The sequence below is a fragment of the Bacillus spongiae genome, from assembly GCF_037120725.1.
Lineage (GTDB): Bacteria > Bacillota > Bacilli > Bacillales > Bacillaceae_K > Bacillus_CI > Bacillus_CI spongiae.
Genome location: NZ_JBBAXC010000022.1, coordinates 1 through 21,778, shown reverse-complemented (window position 1 = coordinate 21,778; position 21,778 = coordinate 1). Strand labels below are relative to the sequence as shown.

The following is a 21,778-nucleotide window of genomic DNA, read 5'->3' as shown; positions in this document are numbered from 1 at the left end:
TCAGCAAAAAAAGACACCTTTCTAGGTGCCTTTTTTCACCTTTTCTTTCAGGACGGATCTTCCAATAGCCACGATTCAATCGTTTGACCTGCTTCTGACTCATCTAATACAAACGATCCATTACTATAACGATCATTAAATCGTAAGTCAGAAACTTTGATTTCCTCGCTGATGCCTTTGTCAGTTAGAATCGAAATCGTATCATTTGCTTTGACGATTTCCACAGAGGCAATCCGATGTGGATTTGTCTTTAATTCTCGAAGAAGGACGACACCACGCTTCGCTCTTGAGGTTTTTTCAAACTCACTTAGTTTCATTTTTTTGACGGCACCTCGTTGTGTAACAATCACCACAGCTGATGCATCCTTTGAAATCAATTTTCCTGAAACAACGAAATCGTCATCCTTTAAGTTTATTCCCTTTACTCCAGCGGCACGAGGGCCAACAATATTTACTTCCTCTTCTGAGAACCAGAGAGCAAAACCGGTACGTGTCGTTAAAAAGACATCTTCTTCCCCTGAAGTAAGATGAACATTTACGACCTCATCATCCCCTTTTAAGTTAACAGCAACAAGTGGCCGAGAATATCGTTGTGCTTGATACTGAGCTAACTCTGTCTTTTTCGCCATGCCATTTTTAGTTATAAATAGCATATATTGTTTAGCTGAAAAATCTTTAATTGGAATAACCTTTACGATTTGCTCATCTCGCTCAATCGAAATTAAGCTAGCAACATGTTGGCCGAGATCCTTCCAGCGAATATCTGGTAATTCATGAACAGGGAAATATAAGTAATTCCCTTTATTCGTGAATACTAGGAGTTTATCCGTTGTGTTAATTTCGAATTGAGCTAATAAACGATCCGTTTCTTTCATCGCGAGATCTTGCCCGTTCGATGCAGCAAAAGATCGTAAACTTGTACGCTTTATATAGCCATCTTTCGTGACTGTGACCATCACATCTTCAGAAGCTACGAGAACTTCTAAATTAATTTTTAATTCTTCGATTTTATCTTCAATTTTCGTTTTTCGTGTGTCGTTAAACTGCTTTTTGATGGCTCTAAGTTCTTTCTTAATCACTACCAATAACTTTTTTTCATTTTGAAGAATGTCGGTTAATTCTTTAATCTTTTTTGCTAATTCTTCTGCTTCTTCCTTTAAAGCAGTGATGTCCGTGTTCGTCAATCGATAAAGCTGTAGTGACACAATGGCTTCTGATTGGGGCTCAGTAAAGAAAAATTTCTCCTGTAAATTCTTTTTTGCGTCTTTTTTATCCTTTGATCCACGAATTGTACGAATTACTTCGTCTAAAATGGACAATGCCTTCATTAGTCCTTCGACAATATGTTCGCGATCTTTTGCTTTTTGTAAATCGTATTGAGAACGCTTTGTCACTACTTCTTTTTGATGTGCGACATAGGCATCAAGTAGTTCACGTAACCCCATCAATTTAGGGCGTCGATTATGGATTGCCACCATATTAAAATTATATGTAATTTGAAGATCAGAATTTTTATATAAGTAATTTAATACTCCGTTTGCGTTAGCATCACGCTTTAACTCCACAACAATACGAAGGCCTGTTCGATCGGTTTCATCACGAACTTCTGATATCCCTTCCACTTTTCTATCGACTCGGTATTCATCAATTTTCTTTACAAGGTTGGCTTTATTGACTTCAAAGGGGATTTCGGTTATAACGATTTGTTGTTTCCCTCCACGAATATCCTCAATTTCCGCTTTCCCTCGAATAACAAATTTCCCTTTACCTGTTTCATACGCCTTCTTAATTCCATCTGTTCCTTGAATGATTCCACCTGTTGGAAAATCTGGACCAGAAATGACTTTCATTAATTCTTCGACAGTACATTTTGGGTGATCCATACGCATGATTGCTCCGTCAATCACTTCACCTAACTGGTGCGGCGGAATCTCCGTAGCATAACCTGCAGAAATCCCCGTTGAGCCATTGACTAACAGATTGGGAAATCGTGCAGGAAGAACGGTTGGCTCTTCGGCGGTATCATCAAAGTTAGGAATAAATTCTACAGTGTTTTTTTCAATATCACGTAATAGTTCTGTAGAAATGGCAGAAAGACGGGCTTCTGTATACCTCATCGCAGCTGGTGGGTCCCCATCGATGCTTCCATTGTTTCCATGCATCTCTACTAAGAAATTACGTAACTTCCAATCCTGACTCATTCGTACCATTGCATCGTACACGGATGTATCACCGTGTGGGTGATAATTTCCGATGACATTTCCGACGGTTTTTGCAGATTTACGAAATCCTTTTTCATGCGTGTTTCCTTCTACATTCATCGCATATAATATTCTTCGTTGGACAGGCTTAAGCCCGTCCCTTGCATCAGGCAATGCACGATCTTGAATAATATATTTACTATAACGCCCAAACCGGTCGCCTAACACTTCTTCAAGTGGCATGTCTTGATATTTCTCATGTGTTGACATGATTTATTCCTCCTCTGCGACCATAACATTTTCATTTTCTAAAATACTTGCATCTTCCTCTAAACCGAAGGCAACATTGTTTTCAATCCACTTACGACGAGGTTCCACTTTATCCCCCATCAATGTTGTTATTCGTTTTTCGGCTCTTGCGGCATCATCAATTTTCACTCTAATTAAGGTTCGTGTCGTTGGATCCATTGTAGTTTCCCAAAGCTGATCCGCATTCATCTCGCCAAGACCTTTGTATCGTTGAATCATATATCCTCTACCTACTTTTTTCGTTGCTTCTTGAAGCTCTTCATCTGTCCAAGCGTAATGAATCACTTCTTTTTTTCCCGTTCCTTTACTAACTTTATACAACGGCGGTAAAGCAATAAATACTTTGCCCGCTTCTAGAAGCGGTCTCATGTAACGATAAAAGAACGTTATCAAAAGGACTTGGATATGAGCGCCGTCTGTATCAGCGTCTGTCATAATGACGACTTTGTCATAGTTGGTGTCATCAACATTAAAATCATTACCGACTCCAGCCCCAATCGCATGAATAATCGTATTGATTTCTTCGTTTTTAAAAATATCTTGTAGTTTTGCTTTTTCAGTATTGATTACTTTCCCACGCAGTGGCAAAATGGCTTGGAATTTCCGGTCGCGCCCTTGCTTGGCAGAACCTCCAGCAGAATCCCCCTCGACTAAATAAAGCTCATTTCGTTCTGGGTTTCGTGATTGAGCAGGGGTTAATTTTCCAGAAAGGACCGTCTCGGACCGCTTTCGTTTTTTCCCACTTCTTGCATCTTCTCGTGCTTTTCGAGCTGCTTCTCTCGCTTGCGCCGCTTTGACCGCTTTTTTGATCAATAATGAACTCATGTCAGGGTTTTCTTCAAGGAAATACTGTAAATGTTCACTTACAACAGAATCTACCGCTGAACGTGCCTCACTTGTACCGAGTTTTCCTTTTGTTTGACCTTCAAATTGAAGAAGTTCCTCAGGGATTCTAACAGATACGACAGCTGCTAGTCCTTCCCGAATATCTGTTCCTTCAAGGTTTTTATCTCGCTCTTTTAACAATTGTACTTTGCGAGCATATTCGTTTATAACTCTTGTCATAGCCGCTTTTGCACCAGCTTCATGTGTTCCTCCATCTTTCGTTCGAACATTATTAACGAATGAAAGAACATTTTCAGAAAAACCATCATTGAATTGGAAGGCGTACTCGACCTCGATAGTAGCATTTTGACCTTCAAAAGAAACCACTTTATGTAAGGAATCCTTGTCCTCGTTTAAGTACTCAACAAAGGCTTCAATTCCATTCTCATAATAAAATACGTCCTGTCGATCATGACGCTTATCAATAATTTCGATTTTTAATCCTTTCAATAGAAATGCAGACTCGCGAAGTCTTTCACATAACGTATCGTAGTTGTAAGTAATCGTACTAAATATCTTTTTGTCTGGCTTAAAATGAATGGTTGTTCCTGTTTTTTTCGATTTACCTACTTTTTCTAACGTTGTCACCGGTTTTCCACCGTCTTCAAAACGTTGTTGATACGTAATTCCATCACGATTAATCGTCACTTCTAAACTTTCTGATAGAGCGTTCACGACAGAAGCTCCAACACCGTGCAGTCCTCCGCTCGTTTTATAGCCCCCTTGTCCAAATTTTCCGCCTGCATGCAGGACCGTTAAAATAATTTCTGGAGTTGGCTTTCCCATTTTGTGCATGCCAGTAGGCATCCCTCTCCCGTGATCTTGAACGGAAATACTATTATCTTTATGTATTGTGACAATGATATGATCACCATGACCGGCGAGTGCCTCATCGACTGAATTATCTACGATTTCATATACAAGATGGTGAAGCCCTCTTGCGTCCGTTGAGCCGATATACATCCCTGGCCTTTTTCGGACAGCTTCTAAGCCTTCAAGTACCTGGATTGCTTCATCATTGTAATCCATGTTTTTTCTTCCTTTTACCAAATCCATTCCCCTTTCAATTAATGCCTATAGATAGCTTATATTAGTAGTTTTTATCAAATCAGAACGAATGTTCGAATTCTTATTTTATCATAAGTATTGTTATGGTCTATGCTTTATTTTACTGTTTTATTTTTATTTGGCAAATCCTCTTTCGTTAAATCCTTGCCCTTTATGACGTATTCTAAAAAAAAAAACACGAAAAAAGCAAGCATATTCGTGCTTTTGCTTGCTTTACTTTCCTATTTTGTTAAAGCATGCTCCACTTTAATACATCGATCCATTATGGTTGTGTAGCCTTTCTCTTTCAAAAATTCATAAGCTTCTTCATTGACCACACCGAGTTGTGCCCAAAATACGTCCGCATCCATTTTATCGAAATCCTTAGCAATTTCGGGTAGATGTTCAGGCCGTCTAAAAATATTGACGATATCCACATGCTCTTGAATGTCTGTTAATGATCGGACTGACTTTTCGCCTAGAACTTTATCAACTGTCGGATTAACAGGGATAATTTTATATCCTGCGTTTTGCATCGCTTCTGAAACCATATAAGAAGTTCGCTCAGGATTTCCGCTTAAACCGACAACCGCAATTGTTTTTGCCTTATGTAATATTTGCTTTATTTCTTCTCTTGAAGGGTTTTCAATCATTGGTCACCACTCCTATCTCTTTTTCTATTTGTACAACCATTCTAAATAGAAAGGATTCCTTCCTCCTTATCGTATACATATTTTACAAAAAAAGAAAGGATTCTATCTATTCAAGAGGAAAAACTATAAAAAAAGAGACGTAAATGCTAACCAAAATAATAGGAGAAAAGAAAAAAGCGTGTTGTACAAATCTACCCGTTTTAATAAGCTAATCGTATCATACACACCTATAATTATTTGTTAAAGAATAAATAGTCTTCCCAAGTATCAATATCTCGCAGTAATTCTGGTTGATCATAGGAAAGTATTTTCCTTTTATATTGAGGGTCCTTTAAAATCGAGTGAGCTCCTCTATTCCCAGATAGGCATTTTAGCTTTGAAAACAACCGGTTAGAAAATAACACAGGAGGCTGAGGAATCCCCTTGAAGCTAGTGGCGACAAAGTCAACGCTTTTGTCCAACTGAAATTGCTCCATAATTTGGTTCAATAGTTCGCTTGTAATAAACGGTTGGTCGGCAAGCATTACCAAAACTCCATCTGCCTCTAAACGTTCTGCTTCTAAAATACCACTATGCAGCGAGTGGGCTGGACCATACGTAGACTGCTCACATGAATGAATAATGATACGATCTTCCCGTAGACTTGGAAGAATCCAGTGCACGTCATTAGTGACGACAATAACGTCATGAAGATTGGATGCGAGAGCAGATCTTAACCCTAAATTTCCTAGGGGAATCTGTTGAATGGGAAAATAAAGTTTATGAATTCCTGGACCCGTCCTCTTGCTATTTCCTGCTGCCAAATAAACACCTATAATCTTCATCGTTATGCCTTCCTTAATTGCTGGATAATTTCTCCCATTATACTGACAGCAATCTCATTTGGACCTCTTGCACCAATCGAAAGGCCAACCGGTGAAAACACCCATTCTGGTTCCTTAATTTGTGCAAATAAACGAGTTTTTCTTTCCTTTGATCCCAATATTCCAACATATCGACAAGGCTCTTTAGAAAGTAATCTTAGCAACTCTTCATCCCGCTCCAAATGATGGGTCATCATGACGACAAAGTCCTTTTTTTGTATCGCTAACTGATGAAAAATTTCACTTGGAAACCCGATGAAAAAATGGTCGGCTTCAGGAAATCTCCTCGGTGTACACAGGCTTTCACGCCAGTCACTAATGGTAATCGAGAAGCCATTTTGCTTTGCTAATAAGACGAGTGGCTTTGCATCTTCTCCTGCACCAAATATGATCAACCTTGGTCGAGGAAGGATGGTTTGAACATACATTGAACCATGTAATCCCTCTCGTACGTGTTTCACTTTTTCAACCTCCCCTTGCCAATTACCAAAGTGGTGTCCATTTTCACAAATACATAACGTCTCGGATTTGCCTAAGTGCTTCACTATTTTCACTGAAAGTCCCGCATCGATATACATGACCACTCTTCTAAGAAACTCTTGTACGGTTTCATCAACCGTTTCCAATAGTACATAAAGGACACCGTAACACCCTGCTTCTGAAAACCAGCTATCTTCTGTCATATCTATCTCTTTGGTTGCCCATTTATTAGGGGATAAGTCATTTACATAATGTGAGAGCTCCTCTTCAATACAACCACCACTTAGCATGCCGATTTGTTCTCCATTCTTGTCGAAGGCCATCATGGCTCCTGCCTTTTGATAAGATGATCCTTCTGTCTGAATGATCGTCGCCAACGTGATTGGGAGCGGCTTTTTCACCACTATGTCTAAAATATCATGCACTCGTGTCAACTCCTATCATGATTCTTTTTAAGGACGGAGCTGACCGCTTCTTTAATTTCTTGGTAACTAGTGCAACGACAAAGGTTAGAACCTAGCCAATCTTCTATTCGCTCATCATCAGCATCTGGGTGGTGATGAATAAGAGAGTGAGCGTTCATAATAAACCCTGATGTACAATAGCCACATTGAAAGGCCCATTTCTCGAGAAAGGCTTGTTGTATAGGGGTATTATGCAAACCTTCAATCGTAACAATTTTTTTCTCTCTTGTCTCTACTGTAAGGAGCATGCAAGACTTTATCGGTATGTTATCAATTAAAACGGTACAACTACCACAATCTCCATTTTCACACCCTCGTTTAGCCCCTGTTAAACCGTATTGTTCTCTAAGTGTTTCAAGAAGTGTTTCCGCCATCCTCACGACTGCTTCACTTATTTGTCCGTTTATATTAACGGTAAGCTTTGTTATCACACTGTACCTCCTTCCAACGTTTCAATCATCGTTGTGACTATTTCTTGGAGAACAAATTCACGGTAAGCTCTAGAACCACGTATATCGTCTTTAATCGGTGCTGGGATCATTAAGAACGCCTGATTGATTCTTTTTTTTAGAGGCAGCTGTTGATTATTAAGTGTTTTCTCCATCGGAATGGAACGGAATGGAAAAGCACATAACCCGCTAAAAGCGAATTGAATGACATGTTCTTTCTTAATTGACGCCATGGAAATAAGCGGGTAATCGATCTTGTCGATCTTTCTTTTTTTCACGTAGTAAAAGGGAGCGTTTATTTCTCGTAATGGTGTCCTCAGTTGAACAAGAAACTCTCCTTTTTCTAGTCGTAACCTTTTCTTAAAAAGCTGCTGGATTGGTTCGTACCGAAGCCCGTTTTTGCCTGCAATCACACAAGTACTATCACATACTAAAAAAGGCAAAACCCCCTCCCGATAAGGGATCATCCCATTAATGTTACCTCCAAGTGTGATTTGATTTCGTGCAGTTCGATCAGCTACATTGGCAACTACTTGACTTAAAAGAGGGAATCTATCGTCTTCTGCCAGTTTCGTAAGTGTTAGTGCTGCTCCTACGACTAGCTCTGAACCATTCTGTTCTATTATGTTACACTCTGGAATTTTCTTTATGTCTATGACCGCTCTAGTCAAATCCATAAACCGGCCGAGTGTTGTGAATTCCGTCCCACCCCCGTAATATAAAGGCCCTTTCTGCTTTTCATAAAGTTGTTGGAAAAGCTGGATGGCTTCAGTTATTGAGCTTGGTTGAAAATATTCGAAATCAAATGGAATCATGACGAAAAACCGTCCTGATGGCTTACTACTCTCCAAATTGACTCTGGTGTAATAGGCAACCGGTAAAGTGAAACATTTGCAGCAGTTGAAAGACTATTGGCTAAGGCGGCTGGCATGCCAAGAATACCGTGCTCACCAATAGCGCGTGATCCGAAAGGGGAGTGACTATGTGGTGTTTCGACAAAGGCTACTTTATAAGTGGGCTGTTGTCCAAAATGAATGGGTTTATATGAACGGAATTGATTATTTAACACTCTTGCTTTTTCGTCAAAATAAAAGGCTTCTCGTGAGGCGAAACTTATTCCCATGTTCATTGCCCCAAAGACTTGTGTTTCGGCTCCTTTTTTATTTAATATTTTCCCCGCATCGATTACACAGACTGCTTGAAGCAGCTTATAGGTGTGAGTTGACGGATTGTACTCTACTTCGACAGCTTGAGCGGCGACACCCCATTCAGGACCAGACTGTCCAACTCCTGTATCCTTATTCGCTTCCTTTAACCCTTCAAACACATACGAGCCTCTTCCGATAACTTGTTGACCTATTACTTCTCCATTCTCGTTAACAATTCCAAACGCAATTTGGGCAAAATCTATATAGTTCCGTTCAACATTCTTTTCGTATACTTTTTTATTTTCTATTTCTAGCTTTTCTAAGGGTAGAGCCAATAGTTTACTAGCTGTTTCTTTTAGTTGCTGCATTGCATCTTCCGTCGCGGCCAATACAGCATTTCCAACTAAATACGTCGTTCGACTAGCAGCCGTTTTCCAATGTTCAGGGGCTACTTGAGTATCCACCTCCATTTTTATGTGCACATCCTCTATCTCCATCTTTAAGCGTTCTGCCACCATTTGTGCCAACACGGTTTTCGTTCCTTGTCCGATTTCAACAGCCCCACAGTTAATCGTAACACTCCCGTTTTCATTAAAAATGAGGGTCGCACCTGCTCCGGCATTTACACTTGTAGAGGAGTTTTTCCATACGAAGGAAATTCCCTTGGCTCTCACTTTATTTTTTGATTCATGGAATACAACCCCATCATTCCAGTTGATCAATTCCTTAAGTTTCTTTAAACAAGCGATTCCGTCACCCATGTTACTAGGTGTAATTCTTACTTGTGAAGGAGTTGTATCTCCAGGTGTAATAGCATTCTTCATTCGAAATTCCAACGGGCATATGTCTAATTTACCAGCTATTATATCGATTGCTCTTTCCACAGCAAAACTAAATTCACAATGGCCAAACCCACGGAATGCCGTTGCATAAGGGTGATTCGTGTACATGCATAATGAATCACATGTGACATGTTCAATTGAGTACGGGCCCGTGCAATCAAGAGCAACGACGGTACTCATCAACACTCCACTTCCTGAGTAAGCACCACCATCAAACAAAAATAAAAACTCTGCTGCTTGTAATCTCCCAGCTTTCGTACATCCTAATTTCACTTTTGCCTCCAATCCGATATGGACTGGAGAGGTGATAAAATCCTGTTCTCTCGTGTTTCGTAATTTCACCTTTCTCCCACCTACATGTACTGAAGCGAGATAAGCTAAAATCTCTAACTGTACAGCGGTCTTTCCTCCGAAGCCTCCTCCCACTAATGGAACTGTCACATGAATGTTTCCTGCATTTAGACCAAATGCATCACTTAAATCTCTCCTAATTTCAAATGGGCTTTGGGAAGCTGACGTAATCTCTACGTCTCCATTGGGCTTTATTTCCGCTATTACCCCTCTTGTTTCCATGGCAGCATGATCCGATTGTGGAAGTGTAAAATATTCTTCTATTACGATATCACTCTGTGAAAATCCCTTTTCTGTATCTCCTTTTCTTACCTTTGTTCGGTTGGCAATATTTGTCCCATGTTCAGGGCGAATTCTCTCTTTCATCACTTTGTATTGATTAATATTTTCGTGTACGAGCGGGGCAGTGCTCTCATAGGCTTGTAAGGCTGAATTCACAACAGGTAATTCATCATACGTAACCTGAATGGAAAGAGCCGCTCTTTTGGCAGAAACTTCACTAGTTGCAATGACCATAGCGATTGGTTCACCAAAATATCGAACTTTTTCAAACGCCAATGGGGGTCGATCGACAATGGTTGACCCAACCGGGTAAGGGAAGTCATTCCCCAGCACAACACGAAGTACACCAGGGACATGGTACGCCTCAGTCGTATTGATGTTACGAATATAACCGTGAGCACATTGACTTGTCACAAGTTGAACAAATAGGGTACCTGCCTCAGGGTGATCATCAACATATTTGGTTCTACCGGTTACTTTATTTTCCCCTTCTTTTCTAGGGATACTTTTACCTATTAATCTATACTGATCCATCGTTTCCCCCTTTCCCCCATTTTCTCTCTAGTTGTATGATAGTAACGGCCCAATTAGAACATCCGTACAAGAAGTTCAACTAAAAAGCATGTCCTCCTCATCCTAACCAAAGAAGGTGGAAAAATCGAGAAACAATACTACATCATCCATTGATCTTTTATGAATTTTCTTCTTAAATCACAGTGCTGTAAAAAAGTGAAATCCTCGTCCTTTTTCTATACATGTTCAAAGACGAGCTTGAATACTACTTATAGCATAGCTACTTAATTTAGGAGGGGAAACATGAAACAGAAGAAGTTATTGTTTATATTCGGATTCTGCATTCTTTTATTAACGGCTTGTAATGGGAAAGAGACTGCCACACCTTATGATTTATGCGGGTACGGGCCAATGATGATTGTTGATGATAAAATCTATGTTAGTGTACCCGACACGAAATCATTTACGTTGTCTAAAGAGCTTGGCGAAATCAGCGAAAAAATTGATGAACAATTTCATCCAACCGAAAACCTTACCTCAAACGTGCTCGAACCTGGAACCGTCATTTATAGCGTTCAAAATTATGACCATTATTTAGTCGCCAAAACAACTGAAAATAACTATCTGCTTTTTGATGAAGTGAATTAATTCCTAAAGAGTATAGTACAAAACAAAAACCGCCCTTTAGGGAAGGACGGTTTTTGTTGCTTGATTAGTTACAAACATTCCCATTACTATTATCACATTTATTTCCATCGAATATATTTTCTTCTACAGGACCTTCTATTTTAATATCTAGTTCTACATTCTTCTTCACTCTATTAAATTTGATGGCATTCTCTTTATCCGCTCCACCAGCACCATCAGCAATGAAAATTCCAGAGCCTGATCCCCCAGTTCCGTTGTTTCGAATGGTGTTCGTGTCAATCACATTTTGATCAGCCTGGCTCGTCAGTAAAATCCCACTCGATTCATTTTTACAAATTCGGTTCTTTTTGATACTATTGTTGTCTGCTCCTTCGCAAACGATTCCAGCTCCAATATTCTTACGAGCTGTGTTACCAAAAAGAAAATTGAATGCTCCTCCATCCGTATTCTCATCATTATTTTCCAATAGAAAACCGAAATGCTGTGTTTGATTACTTCCATTTTCTTTCGCTATATTATTTAGAACGAAATTAGCATTCCCATCAATGCAAAATCCACCTTGTCTATTGTTTAGACTGTGACAATCTACAATACAGTTACTGTTTCCATTTACATCAAATCCATCATCTCTGTTAAATGAACTAGAACAATCTGAGATGAAGTTATGGTCACCATTTATCTCGAATCCATCATTCTCATTACCAATTGACTTAACTTGATGAAGAAAATTAAAACTTGAATTCACTTTTATTCCGTCACCGTTAAAATCTCTAACTGTCAGTTTTTGTAGTTCGGTTTTCTCTGCGTTTACAGCAACTATATGATTTCCAAAAATAATGGTTTTCTCATTCCCACAACCGTAAATTTTTAATCGTGGTTTATCATCCGTCACTGTAAACCCATCATAAATGCCTGCTAATATATGAATGCTATCTCCTGGATTTGCATTCGTAATTGCATCTTGAACTGTTGCAAAATCTGTTGGTACAACGTGGATTGTCATGATTTCTGTTCTCCCCATTTACGACGTAACATTGTTAACATTTCTCCACTTTTTCAAATAGCTCTATCACGTTCTCTACTTTAAATTGAAGCAACATTTCTTTTTTAATCACATTTTTTAACACATCATTTACATTATCATTAACAGCAATAACCTCTTCAATGGTTAAACAATCCTTCTCAAATGCTGCAACGGCAGCCTGGATTTTTTCTCCCTCAGCATTCATAATATGTGCTAGGGCAAGCTCTTCCTGTCCTACACTAGCTAACAGAAATAAAAGTGTATTGGTTTTATTCAAACTCGGTAATCCGTGAAATGGATCTGGAAAATTTGGTAAACTCAATGAAAACATCTCCCTTTTCATTAATTTTTATTTTCACTCTATTGTATAATTGATAAACAGAAGTGATTGGACGGGTGTCTATTTTACATAAATATTGTTGTACTATAACAAGGAATGTAGCAATCTTCTTTTTTGAATAAATAAAAAAAGCGACGTGTCCTCGACGACGTCGCTTATAAAATAAATATGTAATGAATCTTTTCATTTTACCCATAAGAGAAATGTCCCTTTTCATTCTTAACTCACAAAAAATTGTGTCAACTATTTCAGCATTCGTCCTTCTAAGGTAACAATATTGATCAGGATTTTTGGTTTGCCGTTATTTAAGCCTGAATGTCAGAAATTGAATATTCCTCCAGTTATATAGAGTAAGATCATTATAGATTTTTATGTAAGACGAGTTGTTCACCCTTTCTTCCCATCACCCTAATGCCTTTGTTTACAAAACCCCCCTTTTGATACACGTATTGGCATGATTAACGGGGAAAAGGAACATTAATGAATTCAGATAAATACTCCAACGATTGTTTGGCAATTCCTCTTCCTTGGTAGGCAGGGTTTATAAAGTAAGCTCTTAATAATTTCGCTTTTTCATTCGTACTGTACACTTTTACGACGTTCCAGCCATGTAGGACGAAAAAGCCAGCTGGTTGATGTTTAAATAATATAACAGTTCCTAAGCGCTCTTCTTCTTCAGAACACAAATTGATCGCCTCTAAAGGGGAAAAGGGAAATTGTATGATGCGATTGATAAAAGTCTAACGTAACAGTAGTAGGCTGTACAGATTTCATTTCTCCTTTCATTACCAGAATGTACGTTTTCATTTTAAGTAAAGGATATGTTTATATGATTTTCTCGTATCGTTATACAAAATGAATAGGTTACATCATTCTTTCTGAACATCAAAAGAGTAGGGGAGCAATATGCACGGCTCACCCTACTCTTTCACACAATTCCTTGTTTATTACGGTACTGAAATAAAGCACCACTACTTGTTCAAGTAAAAATCAATCCCATTCGAATCGGTATTATGATGAAAGGTCAAATCCAAACTCGAGAAACACACTGTCTATTTTATAACCTAATGATTGGTATAAAGCAATCGCTTTATAATTATCGCTCAATACACAAAGGGTAGCTTCTGATTTTCCTTTTTCTTTTAGAAACTTGAGCGCTTCTGTAATGACTGCTTTTGCAATTCCTTTTTGTCGCCATTCAGGTAGCACAAAAATACTTTCTGTAGCACTTCTATTCTCACTTATTCCCCATGTCATCACACTACCGACTACATCTTCTCCTGCAAATGCTGTAAACGTATCCCATTCTGGACCACCTTTTGTCCACCTCAATCGATTTAAACTCCAGGAAATCCCTTCTAGGTCCCCTTTCGCTTCCGCTCGAAGATATTGTTTTTCTTCTTCTTTCGTCTTCATCTTCCAATTGATGATTCTTATTTTATCTGAATGAGGCACATTCTTGATTTCTTCCGTTAAATCCCGCTTCATCACAAATTGAGATCGCTTTGACATAAACCCTTTCGATAAATAATAATCGATATCACTGATCTTATCCGTCGAAATATTGTGACATACTCTTATGTTTCTTTCTGGAAATTGGTTTTTGATTTCGTTTGCCCTTGTTATTAAACAGTTCATTAATTCTTCTCGGATAGGTAAAAGACTGCTCCACTCACCATTGTTCGAAATCGAAATATCAAGATTTAATTTATATACATAATCTATCGATTGGTTTGTTTTATTCATTATCGACCAAGTTTGATCAAACTCCAAATGCCCAACAGCCATGATCGTGTTTTCTTGGTCTACTGCACAGAAGATATTCTCCGGTTTATAATCACCGTTATAACAATAAGTAAGCATTAGAACAACATTAAATTGAGCAATCTTATCAGCATCTTCCTCTGTGTAGTTTCTTATTACATAATGCCTATTTTTTATTTTGGTCATACAGGAAACTTCCTTCCTATCGTCTTATCATCACCTCTTGAACTACTTGACAACTGATTTGATTTTCCCTTTTAACGATCATCATGACGATCAGCCCCTTTTTTCAACATTGTATTATTCTATTCAACATCACTTAGCAAATCCCTTTATTTTAGCGTTTAAATATGTAGAATGGACAATTCATCCAAAGAAAGAATTTGTAAAATAAATGTTCAACTACGTTGATTTTTTCCTCATTCTCTTAATTTTATCGAACAATTATTTTCTGCTGTTTCATGTTTTCAAGCGATAAGAGGGCCAGGATAACGAAGCACTGAATACACTTTCGTTATTGATGATGAATGAATAGCCTCAACAATAGTAGATAGGATACTTCCTGTTCTCTAGTCGCTATTCTTTATGGAAATTTATAAGGGAGCCTTTCCATTTAATAGCGTAACCAACAATGTTTACATTCGGTTAATCTACTACAAACATGAACGTTCATAAATTGTATTTTTCTAAATACAAATGGTAGGAGAAATAAATCCTAGCTTCATTTTAGACCTACCATTTGTAGTTACATTAATTAATAGTGTCACACGCTTCAACCGGGTCACTTATATTATCAGTACACACATTTCCATTATAAATATTAGGTGTACCAGGAAAACCAGCTTCATCAAGGATACTGAAGTTCTCATTTAACTTTAACTTATTAAAGGTAATCGCATTTGGAACCGTGGAACCCGCTCCAAGAATTACGAAAATTCCCGCATTATTCGGTTGTCCCATTGTTCCATTTCCACGAACAATATTCCAGTCAACACGGTTTCCATTTGCAATATCTGCATCTACACCTACTAAAGCAATGCCAATGGACGTATTATTACAGCTTCGATTTTCTAAAATCATATTGTCGTCTGTTTGACAGTTGATTCCAATATTATTTTTAAGCGCTAAATTGCCAACTAATGTGGTATTAGATCCATCACCATCCAACAGAAATCCATCCTCTGTATTCTGTTTTGCTACATTATCAACCAACGTATTGTTACTATTTGTGACATGAAAACCTGCTATGTTTTCATTACTTGTATTTTCAAACAGGCAGTTATTCTCTCCACTAATCTCAAATCCGTCGCCTTCACCCGTAGTATGAGAGCTTGCACTATTGTTTACGAGCGTATTATCATTTGTTTGAATATCAAAGCCAATTCCATTGAATTTTGCTTCAACATTTTGAATGACACAATTATCGCCATTTAAAGTATTAGATTGAAGGAGAACCCCGCTTCCTGAATAACCTTGAACAGTAAAATTCTTCAAATACGTTTGCGGAGACCCATTTATCACGACACCATCACCTGTACCTCCTCCGTTGAAGATAGTTCTACCGATTCCACAGCCGGAGATGCGGACACGCTCTAAATTATTCAAATTAACGTCCATATCATTCAATACGAACGATTGAAACGTTCCTGCACTTACTTCAATCGTATCTCCTGATTCAAGAACAGGTGGCATCATATTATCAATTACATCTTGTACTTGTGGGAAATCCTCAGGTACTCTAAAAATTGTCATGTTTTTCCCTCCTTTCTATATTCGGATTTTCAATGTTAACGGCTAACAATCCTCGACAACTTCGAATAATTCTATAACATTTTCTACTTTAAATTGAAGAAGCATTTCCTTCTTTATAACATGCTTTAATGTTTCATTTACATTATCATTAACAGCAAGTAAATCTTCAATCGTTAAACAATCATCCTCGAAAGCTGCAACAGCTGCTTGAATTTTTTCACCTTCCGCATTCATAATGTGTGCAAGCGCCAGCTCTTCTTGGCCTACGGTTGCGAGAAGAAATAAAAGCGTTTGGTTTTTATCTAAATCTGGTAATCCATTAAACGGATCCGGGAAATTCGGTTGGCCCATTAGATTCAACTCCTTTCTCTTTTTTTTTCCTCAATTTATACTATGAGAAAGGACAAGGACTGCCTGTACGAATAACTAGATTGAATGGAAATAGGGTTATTTATTACGCATTGGAGTCCATATGTAGAACAGTTGGGTTTAACAAAAGAAACTTACCATGAATGCTTTGATACGTTCTTTATCGTCTTACCAGTGCTTACGGGACATGAAGTTCCTCACATCATTTTAATTTTCCAAAATAGATTCGCTTCATTTTTATGAAAGAAAAAAATTCTTTTTTCATTGATGTAACCTAGAGACAACCTTATCCTTCTACTACATCGTTAATACCTATATGTAAATACATATATAGACTTATTTGGTACAGCATGAAAACGATTAAACCCACCGCTACTTGCCTGTTAATCTAGTCAACCGCTAACTATATTTACTCCTTCTTTTTCAATTAGCATTCAAAATAAAGCAGAGAATGATTCTTCATCAATAGTTCCCATCATTTCTATTTGTTTATCCAAATCACTAATATCAGAAACTTTTAGTTAAAAGGAGAACAAAAAAACCCCACTTTTATTTAAAAGTGGGGAACATTAAAGTTCGTGCTATGGATAAATAGGACGCAGGGAAGGTGACCTCTAATATTAAACGCTATTCTTTCTCTTTTGATTAATCATATATAGCTGTTCAACGACAATAGCGATTAGTGTTCCTAGAATAAGACCATTGTTTAATACAGATACGACGACTGTTGGTAATTGAGTAAAGGCTGTCGATGGAACAAACATGACGCCTATTCCTGCTAAAAGAGCAGGGCCTGCAATAGTATATGCTTTATCAAGGTCGGATTCCTTTTTCCATTCTGAGAATGCCATAGCAAGCATTTTAGTAAAAATAGCAAAAGTGACCGTATACCCAACTGCCGGAGGGATGGATGCGAACACATTCATTACGTGAGGTAGTAAGCTCACAATCACCACTAATCCGCTTCCTAGTATGAAAGGGGTAATTCGTTTTATTCCTGTTGTCGCAACAAATCCAGCGGCACCGGAAATTGGAACAGATCCAATTGCAGAAAAAGTCCCCGCAATCAGTTGGTTAATTCCTGAAACAAACCCACCTTGACGAGCTCGTTTTTCAAGAGAGATCCCGTTATTCCCTACGACATGCTCCATGACTCTTATGGATGCAATTAAATTCGTTGTTAAAAGCAACGTGAGGAAAATACCTGTTACAATCATTCCTGCGTCCCATTTTGGAAGTCCCCAAACAAACACACCAGGAAATGAAATCCAATTTGATTCAATCGATGAAATAGTCGGGCTCTTCCCTAATAAACTAAAGGATGCCCAGCCGATTAATAAGGAAAGAATAACGGAATATCGTTGAATCCACTGAATTCTATGGCTAGAAAAATAGAACGTTAACAATAATAAAAAGGTACTTGCCACCATTATCACACCATCAACCGTTCCCGTATCCTCATTAACTCCCAGCATTCCATTCATAAATGCTCCACTCAACTGGATGATTAATAATAATAAATACACAAATGTAACCGTTGGAGTGAACAGGCTTGTTAAAGCAGAAATAAAACCGAAAGTAGAAAGGAGAATAAAAAGAATACCACTAATTAACATCCCTGCTTGTAAATATTGAAGAACTTCACTTGTTGAAGCATAGATAGTACCCGCAAATCCTGCATAAATTAAGAAAATCCCCCACCACAGACCAGCAGGACCTTCATTTATTGGATAGCGATGGCCAATTAGCCCTTGTAATATACCGGCAACACCTAAGACAAACATAGTCCTTTGGACAAATGCGGCTTTTTCAATTCCTTCAAACCCATATAATTCTCCGATCGCAATCGGCGCAACAATCGCCGCTGCCAACATAAAAATCATCCACTGAATGGCTGTAAAAGCTTGATTCATTTATTTCACCCTTCTTGCTACATAGATTAAGTCAATTTTACAATTACATTTCTATAGAAAAAAATCACTTATCTTTTTAAAATGAGCACTTAATTATTTTCATATTCTCTATCACAAGAAGTATATCGAAGTTGTTTGTTTCTGTATAGACCATGTTAATTTTACACATTTTTTAAAATTTTTTGATCAATATATTAATTTAAAAATTTTTAGCCCTATTTCATAAATTTCCTATACTAACAATGATCGTCCGACTACAAATTGTCCATTCGCTCAGTAGTGTTCCTATCAATTTTCTGCCTTTTCCTATTCGAATGTATCAATTTTACTACTACATTCACTAATAACTCTTTCTTATTTTCTCTTTTTCATGCTAAAATAAATGCGCAGGTGACTGATAATTAAAGGAGCAATGCTAATGATATTTTCAATTATTCTATTACTAGCGTATTTGCTTGGTTCGATTCCATCTGGTTTAATCATCGGGAAACTTTTTTATAAAAAGGATATTCGTGAACATGGAAGTGGGAACCTTGGCGGTACAAATACATTTCGTACGTTAGGAGTGAAGGCTGGCTTAATCGTAACCATAATGGATATTTTAAAAGGAACAGTTGCTACTCTCTTACCATTATTTTTTGGCAGTGAACTACACTTGCTTATACCTGGAATCATTGCGGTATTAGGACATACCTTTCCTATCTTCGCAGGATTTAGAGGTGGGAAGGCAGTTGCAACTTCTGGAGGAGTTATACTCGCCTATAATCCATTATTTTTCGGCATTATGTTATTAATCTTATTTCTATTTTTGTATTTAACAAAATATGTATCCTTAGCATCTATGCTCAGTTCGATTACAGCAGTTCTGTATGCAGCATTATTTACAGATGACCCTTTTCTATTAATCGTTGTCATAGCTTTAGCTATATTTGTTATCTACCGACATAAAGCGAATATTGTTCGGATTAAAAATAAGACAGAACCGAAAATAAAATGGTTGTAACATCACCTCATACATAGGAAGAAACGTAAAAAAGCTCAGGAAACTGGGCTTTTTTACGTTTCTGATGACCTTCCAGTTTTAGCTTTTTTCGGGTAAAATGAGAAGGAAGTAATCGAAAAGGTAGGAATACATATGAAAAAAAGAAGAAGAATAAGAAAAGTTCGAGTCATCATTACGGTCGTATTCATTATTGGCATAGGGCTCCTCCTAAGGAATCTTTTTGAACAAGGAAACGAATCGCAAGAACGTACCCCTACTCCCATAACAAATAAAGAGATTCAATTAGAGGCTAAATCGTTCACGACAGAAGCAACGATTTCAGCTATCGGAGACGTATTACTCCATAATAGTGTTTATGAAGGTGCGAAGACGGACTCAGGTTATGATTTTCGTCCAATGATTGAAAAAGTAAAACCGTACTTACAAGAGCCTGATTTTTTAATTGCGAATCAAGAATCGATGCCAGGGGGAGTGGAAATTGGGTTATCGAGTTACCCATCCTTCAATAGCCCGCATGAAATTATTGATGCACTTCAAGAGGCAGGCGTTGATATGGTGACAAATGCCAATAACCACTCATTAGATAGAGGCGAGAAAGCATTAAACAGTGCCATTACCTACTATGAAGAGGTCGGAATGCCTTATACCGGTGCATTTAAAAGCGTAGAAGATCAAAACACAGTTCGAACGTTTAACGTAAATGGAATATCCCTAGCAGTATTGTCTTATACATATGGAACAAATGGTATCCCTGTTCCAGAAGGAAAAGATTATATGGTCAACTTACTTGATGAAAATCGAATAATCAAAGATATCGAAAAAGTAAAAATGGAGAATGATGTGGACTTAATTGTTCTTGGCCTTCATTGGGGCCAGGAATACCAGGCTCTACCAACCAAGGATCAGCAAACACTTGCTCAAGAACTGACTGATGCTGGGGCGGACATCATATTTGGTCATCATCCTCACGTTCTTCAACCTATTGAAACAAGAAAAACAGTCGATGGTCGAGAGGCAGTCATCATCTACTCACTCGGTAATTTTATTTCAGGCCAAACTGGTGAATCTAAGGACTTAGGCGGAGTTATAAACGTAAAAGTAAACAAAGCAGTCGAAGGAACAAAGACTACGATTACCTATCCTGAGATTGAATTCAAACCAACCTTTGTCGCCAAGGACCCAACCTATCGTTACATGATGTACCCACTTGAAGAAGCGGAAAAGCTCGGGTTAACGAATCACTCCGTAGTGGATGTTAATTCACATATGAGTACCTATATGACTACATCCCTTAGATAACAAGTCAACACTTATCAGCGTATCGTTAAATAAAATGAGCCTACGTACATTTTAATAGAAGGACGGAGAATGACATTATGAATATATATGTTTCAGAAAGAGCCCAAAAATGGTTTACAGATGAAATGGACGTTCAACCTGGAGACTATATCCGATTCTATGTAAGGTATGGGGGCTCCAGCCCACTACATGAAGCCTTTTCATTAGGTATCGCGAAAGAAGAACCGATTGACGCTAGTGTAGAAACCATAATCAACGAGGTCATCTATTATATTGAGAGTAAAGATGAGTGGTTTTTTGATGGTCATCATCTATTTGTTCAATATAATGAGGCTTTGGACGAGCCAGAATATGAATATAAAAAATAAACTTGGAAGCCTTCGGATAAACGAGATGAAAGAGTCCCATAAAAGACATATGGGGCTTTTTTCTTCATCGTGTACTTCTGTAACATACTTAAAGTCATAGGATGAAAAGTTCGCCAGAAATTTGAAATCAGAAAGAGTAGTGGTATTCATGATTAGAAAAGCAGTTGGAGCGATAATCGTTCATCAATTAAATATTTACTAGTACATAAAACAAGAATCAACACTCATAATGGCAAAGAAGCGATTAAAGGAGAGTGGGATTTCGTAAAGGGTGGAGTCGAAGAGGGTGATAAGGATTTACGAGATACACTTATGCGCGAATTAAAAGAAGAAACGGGTTCAACTGAATATAAAATTGTTAAACAATTTGACGAAATCATTTCTTTTCCGTTTCCAACTAAATTAAAGAAAATGGTCGGCTATGACAAACAGGAAACAACTATGTTTCTCGTCGAGTTTTTAGGTGATACTTCTATACTAATTCCGAATGATATTGAAATAGGCGAGCTACAATTCGTTGAGAAAGAAAAGGTTACAACCAAACTTACTCATCAAGAAACAAAAGAGTATTTTATAAAGTATGTCCCCTCTATAGACAAACCATTGCTTTTTCTTGAGTAGCCTTCACCGGCTCGGCTTGATAGGAACTATTCATCGAGACAGCATAGGTAGATTTACTCTATATTTCTGTCTCTTCACCATTTTCTGTGATTTGCACCCAATCCTAGAAATTAGTTAACGAGAGTGCGCAGCCGATCAGGCGATGTTCTTCTTCAGCTTGGAGACCACTTAGTTGGTAGAATAGGAGCTG

The 21,778-nt window shown here is 37.9% G+C and carries 20 protein-coding genes; 5 read left to right on the top strand and 15 right to left on the bottom strand.

Annotation, left to right across the window (positions count from 1 at the left end; genetic code table 11):
• Positions 1-47: 47 nt before the first annotated feature.
• From parC to WAK64_RS19550, 8 genes are all read right to left on the bottom strand, one after another.
• Entirely contained in the window at positions 48-2,471 is a 2,424-nt protein-coding gene (gene parC / locus WAK64_RS19585; RefSeq protein ID WP_336588696.1) for a DNA topoisomerase IV subunit A, read from the bottom strand.
• A 3-nt stretch (positions 2,472-2,474) separates the two neighbouring features.
• Positions 2,475-4,451 carry a DNA topoisomerase IV subunit B gene (gene parE / locus WAK64_RS19580; protein WP_419465972.1) on the bottom strand — a complete coding sequence of 659 codons (1,977 nt, stop codon included), beginning with the start codon at positions 4,449-4,451 and terminating at the stop codon, positions 2,475-2,477.
• Between the two features lie 233 nt (positions 4,452-4,684).
• On the bottom strand, positions 4,685-5,095 hold the full coding sequence (locus WAK64_RS19575) for a CoA-binding protein (RefSeq protein ID WP_336588694.1): 411 nt from the start codon (positions 5,093-5,095) through the stop codon (positions 4,685-4,687).
• Between the two features lie 233 nt (positions 5,096-5,328).
• Positions 5,329-5,919 carry a nucleotidyltransferase family protein gene (locus WAK64_RS19570; RefSeq protein ID WP_336588693.1) on the bottom strand — a complete coding sequence of 197 codons (591 nt, stop codon included), beginning with the start codon at positions 5,917-5,919 and terminating at the stop codon, positions 5,329-5,331.
• Positions 5,920-5,921: 2 nt separating this feature from the next.
• Positions 5,922-6,863: an XdhC family protein gene (locus WAK64_RS19565; RefSeq protein ID WP_336588692.1), complete on the bottom strand. Its 942-nt coding sequence runs from the start codon at positions 6,861-6,863 to the stop codon at positions 5,922-5,924.
• 5 nt (positions 6,864-6,868) lie between these two features.
• Entirely contained in the window at positions 6,869-7,333 is a 465-nt protein-coding gene (locus WAK64_RS19560) for a (2Fe-2S)-binding protein (RefSeq protein ID WP_336588691.1), read from the bottom strand.
• The gene (locus WAK64_RS19555; RefSeq protein ID WP_336588690.1) at positions 7,330-8,166 is read right to left on the bottom strand and encodes an FAD binding domain-containing protein; all 837 of its coding nucleotides are present in this window, start codon (positions 8,164-8,166) and stop codon (positions 7,330-7,332) included. The genes WAK64_RS19560 and WAK64_RS19555 overlap by 4 nt, the downstream gene beginning before the upstream one ends.
• Entirely contained in the window at positions 8,163-10,508 is a 2,346-nt protein-coding gene (locus tag WAK64_RS19550) for a xanthine dehydrogenase family protein molybdopterin-binding subunit (RefSeq protein ID WP_336588689.1), read from the bottom strand. The genes WAK64_RS19555 and WAK64_RS19550 overlap by 4 nt, the downstream gene beginning before the upstream one ends.
• A gap of 282 nt (positions 10,509-10,790) precedes the next feature.
• On the opposite strand from WAK64_RS19550, the gene WAK64_RS19545 reads away from it, so the two are divergent.
• Positions 10,791-11,135 carry a hypothetical protein gene (locus tag WAK64_RS19545; RefSeq protein ID WP_336588688.1) on the top strand — a complete coding sequence of 115 codons (345 nt, stop codon included), beginning with the start codon at positions 10,791-10,793 and terminating at the stop codon, positions 11,133-11,135.
• A 64-nt stretch (positions 11,136-11,199) separates the two neighbouring features.
• On the opposite strand, the gene WAK64_RS19540 is transcribed toward WAK64_RS19545, so the two are convergent.
• The 7 genes from WAK64_RS19540 to WAK64_RS19510 all read right to left on the bottom strand — a co-directional run bounded on the left by WAK64_RS19540 (position 11,200) and on the right by WAK64_RS19510 (position 18,297).
• Positions 11,200-12,138, bottom strand: coding sequence for a NosD domain-containing protein (locus tag WAK64_RS19540; RefSeq protein WP_336588687.1), 939 nt, complete (start codon positions 12,136-12,138; stop codon positions 11,200-11,202).
• 34 nt (positions 12,139-12,172) lie between these two features.
• On the bottom strand, positions 12,173-12,481 hold the full coding sequence (locus WAK64_RS19535) for an alpha-helical endospore appendage domain-containing protein (protein WP_336588686.1): 309 nt from the start codon (positions 12,479-12,481) through the stop codon (positions 12,173-12,175).
• A gap of 476 nt (positions 12,482-12,957) precedes the next feature.
• Positions 12,958-13,185 carry a GNAT family N-acetyltransferase gene (locus WAK64_RS19530; RefSeq protein ID WP_336588685.1) on the bottom strand — a complete coding sequence of 76 codons (228 nt, stop codon included), beginning with the start codon at positions 13,183-13,185 and terminating at the stop codon, positions 12,958-12,960.
• Positions 13,186-13,510: 325 nt separating this feature from the next.
• Positions 13,511-14,449, bottom strand: a complete 939-nt coding sequence (locus tag WAK64_RS19525) for a GNAT family N-acetyltransferase (protein WP_336588684.1) — start codon at positions 14,447-14,449, stop codon at positions 13,511-13,513.
• Between the two features lie 564 nt (positions 14,450-15,013).
• Positions 15,014-16,015: a right-handed parallel beta-helix repeat-containing protein gene (locus tag WAK64_RS19520; RefSeq protein ID WP_336588683.1), complete on the bottom strand. Its 1,002-nt coding sequence runs from the start codon at positions 16,013-16,015 to the stop codon at positions 15,014-15,016.
• Positions 16,016-16,057: 42 nt separating this feature from the next.
• Positions 16,058-16,366 (bottom strand): alpha-helical endospore appendage domain-containing protein, encoded by a 309-nt coding sequence (locus tag WAK64_RS19515; RefSeq protein ID WP_336588682.1) that lies wholly within the window; start codon positions 16,364-16,366, stop codon positions 16,058-16,060.
• A 638-nt stretch (positions 16,367-17,004) separates the two neighbouring features.
• Positions 17,005-18,297 carry a purine/pyrimidine permease gene (locus tag WAK64_RS19510; RefSeq protein WP_336588681.1) on the bottom strand — a complete coding sequence of 431 codons (1,293 nt, stop codon included), beginning with the start codon at positions 18,295-18,297 and terminating at the stop codon, positions 17,005-17,007.
• A 418-nt stretch (positions 18,298-18,715) separates the two neighbouring features.
• Here WAK64_RS19510 and plsY point away from each other — a divergent pair, with 418 nt between their 5' ends.
• The 4 genes from plsY (at position 18,716) to WAK64_RS19490 (ending at position 21,588) form a co-directional block, all read left to right on the top strand.
• Complete coding sequence (plsY, locus tag WAK64_RS19505; RefSeq protein WP_336588680.1) at positions 18,716-19,300, top strand: glycerol-3-phosphate 1-O-acyltransferase PlsY; 585 nt, start codon at positions 18,716-18,718, stop codon at positions 19,298-19,300.
• A 132-nt stretch (positions 19,301-19,432) separates the two neighbouring features.
• On the top strand, positions 19,433-20,599 hold the full coding sequence (locus WAK64_RS19500; protein WP_336588679.1) for a CapA family protein: 1,167 nt from the start codon (positions 19,433-19,435) through the stop codon (positions 20,597-20,599).
• A gap of 77 nt (positions 20,600-20,676) precedes the next feature.
• Positions 20,677-20,967: a HesB/YadR/YfhF family protein gene (locus tag WAK64_RS19495; protein WP_336588678.1), complete on the top strand. Its 291-nt coding sequence runs from the start codon at positions 20,677-20,679 to the stop codon at positions 20,965-20,967.
• Positions 20,968-21,153: 186 nt separating this feature from the next.
• Positions 21,154-21,588 carry an NUDIX hydrolase gene (locus WAK64_RS19490; protein WP_336588730.1) on the top strand — a complete coding sequence of 145 codons (435 nt, stop codon included), beginning with the start codon at positions 21,154-21,156 and terminating at the stop codon, positions 21,586-21,588.
• The last annotated feature ends 190 nt before the right edge of the window (positions 21,589-21,778 follow it).

Coding starts and splice junctions, on each gene's coding strand:
- WAK64_RS19550 (WP_336588689.1), bottom strand. CDS start 10,508: ATGGATCAGTATAGATTAATAGGTAAAAGTATCCCTAGAAAAGAAGGG.
- WAK64_RS19525 (WP_336588684.1), bottom strand. CDS start 14,449: ATGACCAAAATAAAAAATAGGCATTATGTAATAAGAAACTACACAGAG.
- plsY (WP_336588680.1), top strand. CDS start 18,716: ATGATATTTTCAATTATTCTATTACTAGCGTATTTGCTTGGTTCGATT.
- WAK64_RS19575 (WP_336588694.1), bottom strand. CDS start 5,095: ATGATTGAAAACCCTTCAAGAGAAGAAATAAAGCAAATATTACATAAG.
- WAK64_RS19570 (WP_336588693.1), bottom strand. CDS start 5,919: ATGAAGATTATAGGTGTTTATTTGGCAGCAGGAAATAGCAAGAGGACG.
- WAK64_RS19515 (WP_336588682.1), bottom strand. CDS start 16,366: ATGGGCCAACCGAATTTCCCGGATCCGTTTAATGGATTACCAGATTTA.
- WAK64_RS19555 (WP_336588690.1), bottom strand. CDS start 8,166: ATGATTCCATTTGATTTCGAATATTTTCAACCAAGCTCAATAACTGAA.
- WAK64_RS19495 (WP_336588678.1), top strand. CDS start 20,677: ATGAATATATATGTTTCAGAAAGAGCCCAAAAATGGTTTACAGATGAA.
- WAK64_RS19545 (WP_336588688.1), top strand. CDS start 10,791: ATGAAACAGAAGAAGTTATTGTTTATATTCGGATTCTGCATTCTTTTA.
- parE (WP_419465972.1), bottom strand. CDS start 4,451: ATGGATTTGGTAAAAGGAAGAAAAAACATGGATTACAATGATGAAGCA.
- parC (WP_336588696.1), bottom strand. CDS start 2,471: ATGTCAACACATGAGAAATATCAAGACATGCCACTTGAAGAAGTGTTA.
- WAK64_RS19540 (WP_336588687.1), bottom strand. CDS start 12,138: ATGACAATCCACGTTGTACCAACAGATTTTGCAACAGTTCAAGATGCA.
- WAK64_RS19520 (WP_336588683.1), bottom strand. CDS start 16,015: ATGACAATTTTTAGAGTACCTGAGGATTTCCCACAAGTACAAGATGTA.
- WAK64_RS19500 (WP_336588679.1), top strand. CDS start 19,433: ATGAAAAAAAGAAGAAGAATAAGAAAAGTTCGAGTCATCATTACGGTC.
- WAK64_RS19510 (WP_336588681.1), bottom strand. CDS start 18,297: ATGAATCAAGCTTTTACAGCCATTCAGTGGATGATTTTTATGTTGGCA.